At 62.6% G+C, this 13,375-nt stretch carries 10 protein-coding genes and 1 pseudogene; 10 read left to right on the top strand and 1 reads right to left on the bottom strand.

From position 1 onward, the window contains the following. Window position 1 precedes the first annotated feature (1 nt). The 6 genes from V5E97_RS23310 to V5E97_RS23285 all read left to right on the top strand — a co-directional run bounded on the left by V5E97_RS23310 (window position 2) and on the right by V5E97_RS23285 (window position 11,436). Window positions 2-1,399: a hypothetical protein gene (locus V5E97_RS23310; RefSeq protein ID WP_406693941.1), complete on the top strand. Its 1,398-nt coding sequence runs from the start codon at window positions 2-4 to the stop codon at window positions 1,397-1,399. Window positions 1,400-1,772: 373 nt separating this feature from the next. After that, complete coding sequence (locus tag V5E97_RS23305) at window positions 1,773-4,847, top strand: mechanosensitive ion channel family protein (protein ID WP_406693940.1); 3,075 nt, start codon at window positions 1,773-1,775, stop codon at window positions 4,845-4,847. A 375-nt stretch (window positions 4,848-5,222) separates the two neighbouring features. Further along, window positions 5,223-6,260, top strand: a complete 1,038-nt coding sequence (locus tag V5E97_RS23300; RefSeq protein ID WP_406693939.1) for a DUF1559 domain-containing protein — start codon at window positions 5,223-5,225, stop codon at window positions 6,258-6,260. After that, window positions 6,247-6,723, top strand: a complete 477-nt coding sequence (locus V5E97_RS23295) for a hypothetical protein (protein WP_406693938.1) — start codon at window positions 6,247-6,249, stop codon at window positions 6,721-6,723. Before V5E97_RS23300 ends, V5E97_RS23295 begins: the two co-directional genes overlap by 14 nt. A gap of 698 nt (window positions 6,724-7,421) precedes the next feature. Then, on the top strand, window positions 7,422-10,595 hold the full coding sequence (locus V5E97_RS23290; RefSeq protein WP_406693937.1) for a DUF6797 domain-containing protein: 3,174 nt from the start codon (window positions 7,422-7,424) through the stop codon (window positions 10,593-10,595). Then, the gene (locus V5E97_RS23285; protein ID WP_406693936.1) at window positions 10,531-11,436 is read left to right on the top strand and encodes a plastocyanin/azurin family copper-binding protein; all 906 of its coding nucleotides are present in this window, start codon (window positions 10,531-10,533) and stop codon (window positions 11,434-11,436) included. Before V5E97_RS23290 ends, V5E97_RS23285 begins: the two co-directional genes overlap by 65 nt. Here V5E97_RS23285 and V5E97_RS23280 read toward each other — a convergent pair. Next, a pseudogene (locus V5E97_RS23280) lies at window positions 11,420-11,623 on the bottom strand (hypothetical protein); the annotation flags it as partial. The gene V5E97_RS23285 and the pseudogene V5E97_RS23280 sit on opposite strands and share 17 nt — an antisense overlap. Window positions 11,624-11,740: 117 nt before the next feature. Between V5E97_RS23280 and V5E97_RS23275 the strand changes: the two are divergent. The 4 genes from V5E97_RS23275 (at window position 11,741) to V5E97_RS23260 (ending at window position 13,375) form a co-directional block, all read left to right on the top strand. Next, window positions 11,741-12,043: a hypothetical protein gene (locus V5E97_RS23275; RefSeq protein WP_406693935.1), complete on the top strand. Its 303-nt coding sequence runs from the start codon at window positions 11,741-11,743 to the stop codon at window positions 12,041-12,043. 44 nt (window positions 12,044-12,087) lie between these two features. Then, the gene (locus V5E97_RS23270) at window positions 12,088-12,279 is read left to right on the top strand and encodes a hypothetical protein (protein ID WP_406693934.1); all 192 of its coding nucleotides are present in this window, start codon (window positions 12,088-12,090) and stop codon (window positions 12,277-12,279) included. A gap of 311 nt (window positions 12,280-12,590) precedes the next feature. Continuing rightward, window positions 12,591-12,815 carry a hypothetical protein gene (locus V5E97_RS23265; protein WP_406693933.1) on the top strand — a complete coding sequence of 75 codons (225 nt, stop codon included), beginning with the start codon at window positions 12,591-12,593 and terminating at the stop codon, window positions 12,813-12,815. Then, the gene (locus V5E97_RS23260; protein ID WP_406693932.1) at window positions 12,812-13,375 is read left to right on the top strand and encodes a helix-turn-helix domain-containing protein; all 564 of its coding nucleotides are present in this window, start codon (window positions 12,812-12,814) and stop codon (window positions 13,373-13,375) included. Before V5E97_RS23265 ends, V5E97_RS23260 begins: the two co-directional genes overlap by 4 nt.

Raw genomic sequence — 13,375 nt, 5'->3', positions numbered from 1 at the left:
ATTGTCAGGCCGCTTCGAATTCGTTCTCTTCGATCCAGTCCGGGACTTGTCCCTGGAGATCGCCATACGCTCGGAGGCCTGTCGGGTCCAGACCCTCGGGGACCTGCTCTCGTTCTATCGCTCCGCCGAACTTGAGACGCTCGCCTCGGCGGGACAACTTCTCGAACTGAGCCGGTACGCGGACAGCCTGTTCTTCCTGAGTGATGGGGGATCCCTGGGCGATCTCGACCCCGACCTCCAGTTCAAGATCGGCGGCCGGGCGTGCGATCTGGATCATCGGCTTGACGGCGAGCGGGCCGCCGGCCCGATCCGGATCGAGATCGACAGGTCCCGCACGGGCTATACCCGGAACTGGCCGGCCTACCTGTCGCGCCGCTGGGAACTCAGGGCCGACGCCTATTCGAAATTCGTCGAATCCATCGTCGAGAAGGCCTACGGCCGGGAGGCCGGGTCTGTCCTGCGGCTCGACGCTCCGGACCGGGTCCGCCGCTTCCTCACCGCGGTCGCGGGACATCTCCATGCCTCGCCTTACGAGACCTATTCCCGCTACCTTGAACCCTGCGCGCCGTTCAAGAGCTGCGATCAGACCCTCGATCGGATCATCGAGGGCGACGGAGGCAACTGCGCCGAGAAGGCCATGGCGCTCTATCTCATCGCGCACGCCTACGGGATCCCGTCCGAGGTCGTCCTCGGTGGCGAAGAGGCCGTGGGGAGCTTCCCCTATCGCACCCTCCGGTCGGTCCTCGACCGGCGCACGTTCGACTTCTCGGGCACCCAGGCCGTGCAGCGCTACTGGCAGCACTACGCCATCCTCTGCCGGCCGTCCGGTAGCGCCGAGGAACACCTGTTCTGCGATGTTGCGGGGTCGAACATCCCGTTCCTCTGCCTGGGCGCCGCGGAGGCCGCTACGTACCTGGACCCGGAACGCAGGAAAGGTATCCGGGTCGCCATCACCCTCGAACCGATCCGGCTCTATTATCACAGGCTCGCACGCCGCCAGGACTTGCCCCTGGATCTCTACTACGCCATGGAGCACTTCATCGAGTCGATCGACGTGATCCAGACGGTCGACAACGAACTCGGCCTCCTGCACACCGGCGACTATTGGGTCGGCGCGGTCGCCTACCACGGTCGACGTGAGCTTGGCCGTATCGTGGGTGAGTACGAGCAATACGTCGGCCGGGCGGGCCTGGACCCGCGAGCCGACCTCTGCTTCGCCCGAGACTTGAACTCGGCCCGACATCCCCTCCACGAGCAGTTCCTCAGTGCCTACCCACGCGGGGCTGGCCGGATCATCGCGGCCGACGCTCGAATCCGACAGCGTATCAGTTTCGCGAATCCTAACCTCGAAACGTGTTATGTCATGATCGACCTGAAGAAGAAGTCCGCCCGATCGTAGGGCGCCAGCCGCGGCGCTGCCCGATCCTGAGCCGCTGCCACAATAGTCGCATACGGCAGACTGTCCTTACGTCTTTTTGGTTTGCTTATTATGATTTGGATTATGTTTTGATGCTATTGCCTGTCTGCTTGGTCTTTCGGCTGCGACTTCCGAAAACCGAAAAGAAGCAGATCAGGACCCCAGGGAGGGGGGCTCGTGCGATGACTCTCGAGTTGATGGCGGTCGTTGCAAAAGATGGGTTTGTGATTCGCCTTGATTCGATGTGAGGAACGAGTATCCTCCATGCCCCCGAGTCGGGAGGCCCCGCGATCCTTATGCGATGGATCGGGGCTGACGCCTGGCTCGTTCCGCATCGCGAGGCAGGGACGCCCCCATGAACATCTTCAAGCTCTCGCTCACCCTGGCCCTATTCGTGCTTGGGTCGCCGGTACTGCCGGCTCAGTCTACCGACCCCAAAGCCTCTGTCCCCACTCAACCCCCTGATCCCCAAGCCTCTGTCCCCGAAATTCCCGCTTCTCCGACTCAGACACCCGATCCCAAAGCGGCCACCTCGAAACCTGAATATTCCGGTGCGAAGCCCAGCGAGGCCGCGCGTTGGAATAACCGGACGACGCCGCGCAAGATGTTGGAGACCTTCTACTTCGCGATCACGGGCTATGACCGTTCCCCCAGCCTGATCGTCAACGCGATCGACTGCCTCGACCTGAATGGCCTCGATCCCGAGATGCGCGAGCGGGACGCGGCCTTACTTGCCCATCAGCTCGAATTTATCCTGAATCGCCAGGGAATCCCACTCTACTCAGTCCCCGATCGCTCTGAGGGGGATCGCGTGCTGCTGGACGAGGTGGCGGGGCAGCCGATTACCTTGGTGAGGCAGCCCGATGGACTCTGGCAGTTCGACGCGACCACGGTTGGGCGGATTGGGCGGTTGAGGAAATTGGCCTCGATCGGGCAGCATGAGGCTCAGGAGGCCCGGTCCAAGATGGCCGAGGGGCGAACGGATCCGGCCGCGACGATTCGCACATTCGCCGGTGCGGCGATCGGCCGGCGTGACTTCGCGGCGGCCGCCCGGTGTCTGGACCTTCGCGATATCCCGTCCAAGCTCCGCGCCACCGAGGGGGCGCAGATGGCGAGGAAGCTCGCGTTCGTGATGCAGCGGTGCGGGTTCATGTTCTCGCAAGAGGTTCCCAACGACCCGGAAGGCTACCGCTACGTCTGGCACTCGAACCATCGCGGGCGGATCATGCTGGAGCGGGTCCGCCTTCCCGAGGGGCAGGACGCCTGGCTGTTCACTCGCGGGAGCTTGCGCAACCTCGATGCGCTGGTTGAGGGCTTCCGCAACCGGACCCCCGACCCGCGCTACGCCACGATCGGCCTGGTGATCGGTGAGGAGGTTCTGGCCACCGGTCGCGCGGCGAAGGTGCCGCCGCCCCCCGGCGTTCCGGCCGGGCTGGGCTCGCCCCGGAAGACGCTTCGACTCTTCCTCGAGTCGATGGACGAGTTGGAGTTCGACGCCGATCGGACTCGGGATTTGCTCGACTGCCTCGAACTTGAATCGATTGCGCCGGAGGTCCGCACCAGCGTGGGGCTTCGGCTGGCCGCCAAGCTCGAGGCGGTCTTGCACCGGCTCCACGTGGATTTGCTGTCGGTCGCCGACACCTGGGAGGCCGACTCGCTGGTTCTCGGCCGCGACACCGATTGGCAGGTGACCCTCGCGCGAAGCAAGGACGGTGCGTGGCGATTCGACCGCGAGACCATTTCACGCGTGCCCGACCTGTTCGAGCGGCTCACGCCCGAGGAGAAAACCGCCCGCGAACGCCGGTCGAACTTTCACTCGGCCCAACAGGTCATGCGGACGCTCTTGCACGCCTCCGATAACGGCGACCTCGATCTGGCGGCCCGCTGTCTCGACCTCGACGGTGTCCCTCAGGGCGCCCGTGACGAACTAGGGCCGACCCTGGCCTACAAGCTCAAGTTCGTTCTCGACCGGATCGGCCGGGTGGCGGTGGAGGAGCTTCCGTCCGATGCCGACGGCCCCCGGTACCATTATTACCGCGGCCCCCTCGGTCGGATCGATCTGGTGAGGCGAACCGAAGCGCCTCGGGTCGGCGACTGGCAGTTCTCACGCGAGACGGTCGCCCGGATCGAGACGATGTTCCGCGACGTGGCCGACCGCCCGGTTGACGCGTCTTTATCGCGGGAAAGGGCGATCACGGCGATCCCCGCAATGCGGGTGGTCCCCTCGCTCTGGCTCCGCCACCAGTTGCCCGCCTGGCTCCGGGGACCCGCGCCGGGGCTCGACCTTTACCAGTGGATTGGTCTGGCCGTCGCCCTGGTGACCTGCGCGGCCGTGTCGTGGCTGGGGCTGCGGATCATCGAGCGGTTGGCCTGCTACTGCCTGCGCTGGGGTGGCTTCGATCTCGATCGCAGCCTGGTCGCCGGCAAATTGCGGCCCGTCTCGTTCCAGATCGGCCTGTTCTGCCTTTACCACCTGCTGCGGTTGCTTGACCTGCCTTCGGCCGTCGTCGGGGCGACGATTCCCGCCGTGAAAGTTCTCTGGATCGGCTTGATGGGCTGGATGGCGTTCCGTCTGATCGACCTGGGCATGATCCTCTACGCCCGGAGCGAGCGGCTTCACGATCGTCGGAGCCTCAGCGACATGATCGTGCCGACGGCCGCCAACGGCATGAAGCTGGCCGTGCTGGTGGTGGTGGCCTCATACCAGGTCTACCTGATTGGCAGCCGGGAAACGTTGACTCAGCTTCTGGCCGGGCTCGGTTTGGTCGGCTTGGCCGCATCGCTCGCGGCCCAGGACACGCTCAAGAATTTCTTCGGGACCCTCTTACTGATCGGCGAACACCCGTTCCGAATCGGCGAGCACGTCGCGGTCCAGAACATGGAGGGAACGGTCGAGAGCGTCGGCTTCCGCTCGACCCGACTCCGTACGTTCGAGGACTCGCTGCTGACGATCCCCAACTCGGTGATGGCCGCCGCCCTGATCGACAACCGAGGCGCCAGAACGTGCCGACGCTTCCGCACCACCCTCTCGCTGGCCTATGGCACACCGGTCGACAAGCTCGTCACTCTGCGTGACTCGCTGAGGGCGTTCGCGGCGAACCAGCCCCGGATTCACCCGGACAAGGTCGAGATTCACATCGGCGGATTGGGGGCCAGTTATGTGGAGCTTTTCGTGCAGCTCTACTTCCGGGTGCCGTCCTTCACCGAGGAAATGGCCTGCCGCGATGAGCTCAGTCGGGAGATCCTCGCGCAAGTTGAACGGCTGGGTCTCGAACTCGCCTTCCCGACCCAGACGATCCACCTGGCCAGTTCCGATACCACGCTCCCCTCGGTTCCCCCGGCGCCGAAGCTTCTCGGTCGCGAGCGTCTGGAGGCCACGCGGTCCGGGTTCATCATCCCCGCCAGTGGATTGACCACGTCGAAGGATTGACCTGACCGTCTGACCTGAACCGCCCGAATCCAACCTCGATCCCCGCGAACGGCCCTGGTCCGCTCGCGGGGATCGTTTTGGTTCCATCCCTCGTCTTATGTCATTCTTTTGTATGCTCCCTTGCATCGCGATGCGGCGATGTGTAGTTTGAAAGGATATGCCTGCGATTGATGGACCGTTCTCCTCCGACGATCGGAGCTCGAAGCGCCTTATCTCGCTGCTGTTATTCCTGAAAAGCCCCGCTCACGCCAAGCTATTCATCTTTTCTCTTGCCGACGTCCGCCGAGAGAACCACCGTCGCGCAGACGCGATCATTCATTCCTTCCTCCCGACGAACCGAACCCGGCACGACCCCTCCGACGGTGGGGAGTCGCAATGCGCAAGCTGCATCGCGAAGACGTCCGGGAGAAGACGTGGGAATATTCGGAGACCAGAATATTGAAATCGACCCGACGCAATGCGTTCACCCTGATCGAACTCCTGGTGGTCATCGCGATTATTGCCGTGTTGATTGCGTTGCTGCTCCCCGCGGTCCAGGCCGCCCGCGAGGCCGCGCGACGGATGCAGTGTGTGAACAACCTCAAGCAACTTGGCCTGGCGCTGCACAATTACCAGGGGGTGAACGAGCGGTTCCCCATCGGCGTCGGTCGCAACCCGCTCACCGGCCTTGGCATGATCGACCCGATTACCAACCAGGTCACGACCTTCAAGCAGCCGTTCGTGGTGGGCCTTTTACCGTATTATGAGCAAAAAAGTGCTTATGATGCGTATAATATGAACTTGACTTTCAATACGCCAGACAACTTGACGACGCGTACGATCCGGCTCGCGATTTATCAGTGCCCTTCCGACACTCCGCAAGTCTTCGGTCAACTCCCCGGCGCGGCAAACGACCCGAGGGACCCGAAGGGGAACTACGGCCCGAACTGGGGGGCGAAGGATTACTGGGATCAAGGGATGGGGACGAAGGTGGCGGCCGCTCCGTTCTACATGGGGTATGGGGCCAGCTTCGCCGATATCATCGATGGAACCAGTAATACGCTGGCGATGATGGAGATGCGTCAGACCCCCTCGCCCAGCGGAAGTCCGCTCGCCACCGACCGCCGCGGACGGCTCTGGAATGACGACAGCGCCTGCTATCAGGTCTCGACCCGTTTCGGTCCCAACAGTCGCCTGCCCGACCTCAGCGTCTGCGTTCACGACCCGGGCCAGGGCCTCCCTTGCATCAACGATACCAACTCCGCGAACTCCTTGACGTTCTACATGGGCGCTCGTAGCCGGCACTCGGGCGGCATCAACGGCCTGCTTTGCGACGGTTCGGTCCGCTACTTCAAGGACTCGATCGCGCTGGCCCCCTGGCAAGCTCTCAGCACCATGCGGGGCGGGGAGGTGATCTCCAGTGATCAGTACTGAGTCGCTTCGCGCGGTCGGGGGTTGGCCGTCGGTGGTTCTTGGGCTGGCGCTGATGACGTTCGCCGGGTGCGGTGGCTCCTCGGCCGATGGCTTCTCACGGTTCCCGGTTGACGGGACGGTCACGCTCGACGGGAAACCACTCGCGTCCGGCACGATCAGCTTCAACGCTCTGCAACAAGGCGCGTCCGCCTCGGGCCCGATTGCCGACGGGGCGTTCCGGCTGGCCGGTGACGACGGTCTCAGCCCCGGCCCCTATCGGGTCGAGATCTACAGCCTCCAGCCCACCGGAAAGAAGGTCCCGCACGCCGACGACCCAGGGACGCTTGTTGACGAGACGGCCAACGTCGTTCCGAAGTCGTACAACATCAACTCGGTGCTTAAGGCCGAGATCCCCGCCGGAGGTCCGCAAGAGCCGTTGTCATTCCCGCTGGTCGGCGCGTCCGCCAAATCGCCGAAACGGTAGGCGATCTCCTGTTTCGATGTTGGAACCCCGCCACCGGTGGATTCGGTGTATGCGGTTGTGACGAAGCGTGAAAATATTTGTTGGTTTGCCGCGTTACCGGGTTTTTCGCCCGGTGCCGTCAACCCGGTGCCGTTGCCACGGTGTCAAGGAGGCCAGCCCTGTCTTTGGGCTGACAAAGAGCCTCCAGTGACGTGGCAACAGCTTTTATGTCTTTATGGAATTTTTTTGCTTGGGCAAGGTGCCAGTCAGCGTTGCTTTCGTTTCTATCCTGTCGCTTGTTCCCTTTGCCACTTAAATCACGAGCCTGTTGGGTTTTCCATGGGGCCGCAGGTGCCCCGCCCGTAATTAAATGATATTGAATGAAATAGCTATGAATTGAATCGTGGGTGGAGCGTCTGCGGCTTCGGTGAATGTAATTGCGCGTGCAATCAAGTGGTGTGATGCATGTTCGCTAGGGAGCGATTCGGCCGGCATCCGAAATTCTGGTCGTCAGCGTGGATGGACGGCGAGTCGCACTTGCAGGTCTCCCAGGTCCCGGATTGGTTCTCGGTCGTCGATTGGAGAGGAGAGCCTCCTCCTCGGCCTTGTTGCTCCGTATGATATGGCCCTGACGAACTTCCCCGGGGTGGGCCATGCTCTGGATCGCGGGCCACGGTGGAAGACGGTACTGACACCCACCTTTTGCGGAGGTCCGCCGCATGACGCGTGACTCAGAGAGAAGTCGAAGCCATCGGAATTCTCGGCTCGGGCTGATGCTTGGGGCGTGGTTCCTGGGACTCGTCACGCCGGCCCTGGCATTGGCGCAAACACCGCCAGGTCAAGATGATCCGCCTCGGTCGGGGGAGAGCAAGGCCGACACGGGGAAGTCGCTCTTCTCGAGAGACAACCTCATTGCCTGGTGCATCGTCCCGTTTGACTCCAAGAAACGAGGGCCCGAAGAACGAGCCGCGATGCTCGAGCGACTCGGATTCAAGCGGTTCGCGTACGACTGGCGGGCCGAGCATATTCCCACGTTCGACGCGGAGATCGAGGCCCTCAAAAAGCATGGGGTTGCGCTCGACGCGTTCTGGGTCGCGCCCGGAGAGCTGAACAACGAGTCTCGGCTGATTCTCGATGTGCTCAAGCGACACGGGATCAAGGCGCAGCTCTGGGTGCTCCTGGACTTCGGGGCCGACCGGGTCTCGGGAGCCGAGCAGGATCGGCGGGTCGAGGCGGCCGTGGCGAAGCTCCGTCCCTTGGCCGAAGCGGCCAAGGCGATCGGTTGCACGCTCGCGCTCTACAACCACGGCGGTTGGTTCGGCGAGCCCGAAAATCAGGTGGCTATCATCGACCGATTGAAGCGAGACGGCGTGACGAACGTCGGGATCGTCTACAACCTCCACCATGGTCATGCCCACGTGGGGCGGCTCCGCGAGCTGATCGCCTTGATGAAGCCACACCTGCTCGCATTCAACCTCAACGGCATGGGCCCCGAGGGCGACGCGAACGGGCGAAAAATTCTGCCGCTTGGTCAGGGCGCCTTCGACCTCGACATGCTCCGGACGATCCGCGATAGCGGATACCGGGGACCGATCGGGATCCTCGGCCACACCCAGGACGATGCGGAGGAACGGCTCCAGGATAACCTCGACGGTCTCGACTGGCTCGTGCCTCAGCTTGATGGCAAGCCGGCTGGTCCGCGGCCGACTCCGCGCACGCCCGTCCCGGGGCTCCTGCCGAAGCCCAAGGTCTCGGCCGAGGACCAGAAAACCATCGACACGCTCATCGCGGAGTCACGCGAACAGGGCGACCCCAGGCGGGGGGCCGAGGTGTTTGCCGCTGCCCAGTTCGGCTGCCTCTCGTGTCACAAGGTGGGCGAGCAGGGGGGAGCGATCGGTCCTGAGCTCACGAAAGCGGGGGTCTGCCTGACCCCCGACCAGATTGTCGAGTCGGTGCTCTGGCCGAAGCGGCAGGTCAAGGATGGATACAACGCGACCGTTGTGGCGACCACCCAAGGGACGTTGGTCCAGGGGTACATCCAGTTCGCCACCGAACACGAAGTCGGCCTTCGCGAAGCGACCACGGGGAAGTCGATTCGACTGGCGAAGTCCGACGTCGAAGGGATGAAGGAGCAGGGAACCCTCATGCCCGAGGGGTTGGCCGAGGCCATGACCTCCCGCCAGCGCCTCGACCTGGTCTGTTTCTTGATGACGCTCGGCCGGCCCGGCGACGCCAAGGCGACCGCGATTCTCAGTCAGCCGCACACTCCCGCTCAATTCACGTATGCAAACGGGCCGATCGTCCCCGAGCTCTGGCCCAACCGCGACCATGCCGTGAACCGGGACCGGATCTATGACTTCTATGCGAAAGAGGCGGAATACTTCGCGAAGCAGCCGGAGGTCCCGCCCCTCTTGCCGCCGTTTCCGGGCCTCGATGGCGGGCGTGATGGTCACTGGGGAAACCAGAGCGACGACACCTGGATTGATGGCCGTTGGAACGAGACCGACCTGGGATCGGTGATAAGCGGGGTCTTCCGAGGGGCGGGGGTGACGGTCCCCAAGGGGGTCTGCGTCCGACTGGGGGAGCGCGGAGAGATGGCCGCCTGCTTCAATCCGCAGACGCTCAGCTTCGATGCGGTCTGGCAAGGGGGTTTTGTGAAGTTCTCGCCCCGCCGCCATGGGCTGCTCGAAGGCCTGCTCATGGACGGGACTCCGCTCGAGCGTCCCGCAAGCCAAAAGCCCGACGAGCCGTTCGTCTACCACGGATTTTACCGGCATGGGAAACGGGTCGTCTTCTCGTATCGCGTGGGTGATGTCGAGATGCTCGACTCTCCCTGGGTCGAGGAGGGCCAATTCACTCGCAACGTGGGGCCGGCCGCCACGCATCCGTTGGCTGCGTTGGTGCGAGGCGGACCGCCGCAATGGCCGCAAGTGCTCGAGACCAAGGGATCAAGAGGCAAGGCCCGGCCTTATGCCGTCGACACCATCGATGTGCCGTTCAAAAATCCGTGGAACGCCCTGATGTTCTTCGGCGACCACGACTTCCTCGCCGATGGCGCGGCCTTCCTCTGCACCATGACCGGCGACGTCTGGCGGGTCGATGGGATCGACGATTCGCTGGCCGCGGTCCGCTGGCGACGCGTCGCCTCGGGGCTTCACCACGCCCTTGGCCTCGTGATTGCCGAGGGCCAGGTCTACGTCCTCGGTCGCGACCAGATCACCCGGTTGCACGACCTCAATAACGACGGTGAAATCGATTTTTATGAGTGCGTGAGCAACGCTTATGCCACCTCGGCGGCTGGCCACGACTTCATCGCTGGCCTTCAGCGCGATCCGGCCGGCCGGTTCTATACGGCGTCGGGCAACCAAGGCCTGATCCGGATCGACCCCAATGGGAAAGACGTCGAGGTTCTGGCGACCGGCTTTCGCAACCCCGACGGCCTCGGCCTTTCCCCCGATGGGGTGCTCACCGTTCCGTGCTCGGAAGGGGACTGGACCCCCGCCTCGATGGTCTGCGAGATTCGTCCTGGGGGGTTCTACGGCTACGGCGGGCCCAAAGGGGGCCTCCCGCCCGACCTTCCACTCGTGTACATGCCTCGCGGCCTGGATAATTCAAGCGGGGGCCAGGTGACGGTTCCCGACGACCGCTGGGGACCGCTCAAAGGGCAGATGATTCACCTGTCCCACGGTGCCGGCACCCATTTTCTCCTGCTTCGCGACCAGGTTGACGGCCAGCCCCAAGGGGCCGCTGTCCCGCTCCCGGGCGACTTCCTCTCGGGCGTCCATCGCGCTCGGTTCAACCCTAAGGACGGTCAGCTCTATCTCCGGGATGACCGGCTGGGGTACGTACACGCCGGCCGACGGCTCATTTCAGCGGGTCCGCTACACCGGTGATCCAGTCCAGTTGCCGGTCGAGCTCCATGCCCGGGAAAACGGACTGCTCGTCACCTTTTCAGGACCCGTCGATCGTGCGGTGGCTGAGACGCCAAGGAGCCAGTTCGCCCAGGCGTGGAACTATCGCTATGGGCCAGGGTACGGATCGCAAGAATTCTCACCCCATCACCCGAGCATGCCTGGGCACGACCCGCTGACGATCCGTTCGGTCACCCTGCTCGAGGATGAACGGACCCTCTTTCTCGAGATCCCCGACCTGCAACCGGTCAATCAACTCCACCTGCATCTCCGGGTGGATGCCTCACGGCCGGTCGACCTGTTCGCCACGGTCCACAAGCTCGCCGCTCCGTTCACGGGGTTTGCCGGTTACCGTCCGGTCTCGAAGGTCGTCGCGGCCCACCCGATTCTCAGCGACCTCGCGCTCGCGACCCACTCGAAACCGAACCCGTGGCGCAAGAAGCTCCCGAACGCGCAGCCGATCACACTCGAGGCGGGGAAGAATCTGACTTTCACGCCCTCCTCGTTCGAGGTACCGGCCGGCGCGACCGTGGAGTTGACGTTCAAGAATCCGGATGTCGTCCCCCATAACTGGGCCTTGATCCGGCCGGACTCGCTGCCTCGCGTCGGCGACCTCATCAACAAAATCATCGCGGAACCTGACGCGGTCGCGCGCCACTACATTCCCAAGTCGGACGACGTGTTGGTCTATTCTGATATGGTTCCTCCCCAAGATCAATTCACGATCTCGTTCCAGGCCCCGGCCGAAAAAGGACGTTATCCGTATGTCTGCACTTTTCCAGGCCACTGGATGGTGATGAATGGGGTCATGATCGTGAAATGAAGTGGTGGAGGAGCTTGGAGTTCGCCTTTTCAGGGTTTCCTCCTCTCCGCTTCCGATAGATCATGGTCCCGGTCAACCCTCCATGCGGCTTCAACGCATAGCCTGGGGTTGTTCCGGCGAGGAGAAACCCCAGCTTCTCTTGCAGACTCGACGCCCAGTCCTCGGCCGCGGTGTCGAGCACCAGGAGTGGGGGCAGAAACGGGGACGCAGCTAACACGACTCCGTGAAAACTTCCAATTTTTGATTCCAGCGATGAGCACATGGGTGACAGTCATGCACCGATCAACCCTTGGAATCCTGAACGATGGGAATATCCTACGATCCGAGCAAGACTCCAGACCTCGAACCCGGTGCCATGGAAGAGGCAGTCAAAATGGGCCTCATCCCGATCAGCGTGATCTGCACTGAAGAGGGAAGCGACGAGTTCAATGGTGTTCAATTCGACGCCTTCGTCAGCGTTGTCCCCCGAATTGGCGAGCGACTGCTGCTCGAGGACGGGACAGCCTGCGAGGTAGCTCGCGTCTACCACAAGGTCGTCAAGCCTTTGGGAAGCAAGATCATCGGCATGTATGTCACCGTCTGCGCCTACAAGCTCGTGAGGCAATAACACTGGACTTGGCTCATCGCCGCGTTCGTGCGAGGGAGAAGGGAGTGGTGACAAGACCGCTCGCCATCTTCGCCTGGACCGTCAGTGAAGTCATCGACTTGGCCGTCGTCGTTGTGGTGGGCTTGCTCGTTTGGGCTGCGGTCAATCGCGAGATATCCTTCGCCAAAGATGGATCGGTACCGTCGAATGATTCAAGCCTGGCAGGCAAGCAAGAACAAGAATCAGTTGACCCCTGAGTCTGAGGACATGGTCCGAATCGCTCACGCATGATTCAGACGCCTGCTTTCACCAGTTCCGCCCCACAACCCGGCCCTACACCGGGTTTTTTCGTGCGCTCCACTCATTGCGTCTTGATGATTAATGACTTCCAAGGCATAATCTGTGTGCCAGGACGAGAAACAGGAGCCGACGAAATGGCCGAGCGAAACGCGACAAAAGCTGAGAGACTCCAAGAGCTCTTCGGTCGCATCGCGTCTGCTCCGGCTTGCTCCAACTTTGATCAGGCATACCGACTCGTCTGCGACACCTAGACGCCGTCGAAGACGAGATGACCGACATTCCAAATATTCCGGCCAACTGGATGACTGACGGCCGGATGTATCCGCCCCAGATGGATAGTCTCCGCAAGAGCGATCGAAATGATGTCAAGCGGTTCGTGAGCAAAGGCCACAGCATCCTCATTGGTGATAACGGGGCCATCCAGATCAAGCTTCATTCAGGCGTCGTAATCTTCGCCAAGTCCGGGGCTAACGGCCGGGAGATTGAACGATGAACCAGATCGAGCGAATCCGCGAAGCTCTCACCAAACGATTTCCCGGCATGCCCATGAACCTGGACGAGCCTGCGAACGAGAAATGGCCGTGGTTCCTGTTTGTCCCGCGTGGCGATGGTCTTCGTCCATTGGCCATCGAGTGGCGTCCCGACCGAGGGTTTGGCGTTTCGACTCCGAGCGACGATGAATTCGGGATGGGGCCGGACGAAGTCTACGCGAAGCCAGATGAAGCCTTAGAGCGGGCGGCCGTGCTGATCCAGACGGGGGAGAACTCACAGCCTCCGCTCGAAGTCCAGCTCGCGGATCTTCGTCGGCAGTTGGGGATTTCCCAGGCCCAACTCGGTGAACTGGCCGGCGTTGGCCAGGCGAATATCTCGCGGATCGAACGTCGAGGTGATGTCCTGGTGAGCACGCTCACCAAGGTGATCAATGCGATGGGGGGCGAACTGGCAATCCATGTGCGGTTCCCAGGTCGAGAGCCACAGAAACTTGATCTGATAGCACCGGCGAACGACGAGAAGGAGTCCGAGATGCCGCGGCAAGGGCGACTTAGGGCGTGA

The organism is Singulisphaera photorubra, assembly GCF_045290345.1.
Taxonomy (GTDB): domain Bacteria; phylum Planctomycetota; class Planctomycetia; order Isosphaerales; family Isosphaeraceae; genus Singulisphaera.
The sequence above is the reverse complement of the archived record's forward strand: the minus strand, read 5'-3'. Positions and strand labels throughout refer to the sequence as shown.

Coding starts and splice junctions, on each gene's coding strand:
- V5E97_RS23305 (WP_406693940.1), top strand. CDS start 1,773: ATGAACATCTTCAAGCTCTCGCTCACCCTGGCCCTATTCGTGCTTGGG.
- V5E97_RS23300 (WP_406693939.1), top strand. CDS start 5,223: ATGCGCAAGCTGCATCGCGAAGACGTCCGGGAGAAGACGTGGGAATAT.
- V5E97_RS23290 (WP_406693937.1), top strand. CDS start 7,422: ATGACGCGTGACTCAGAGAGAAGTCGAAGCCATCGGAATTCTCGGCTC.
- V5E97_RS23285 (WP_406693936.1), top strand. CDS start 10,531: ATGACCGGCTGGGGTACGTACACGCCGGCCGACGGCTCATTTCAGCGG.
- V5E97_RS23275 (WP_406693935.1), top strand. CDS start 11,741: ATGGGAATATCCTACGATCCGAGCAAGACTCCAGACCTCGAACCCGGT.
- V5E97_RS23265 (WP_406693933.1), top strand. CDS start 12,591: ATGACCGACATTCCAAATATTCCGGCCAACTGGATGACTGACGGCCGG.
- V5E97_RS23260 (WP_406693932.1), top strand. CDS start 12,812: ATGAACCAGATCGAGCGAATCCGCGAAGCTCTCACCAAACGATTTCCC.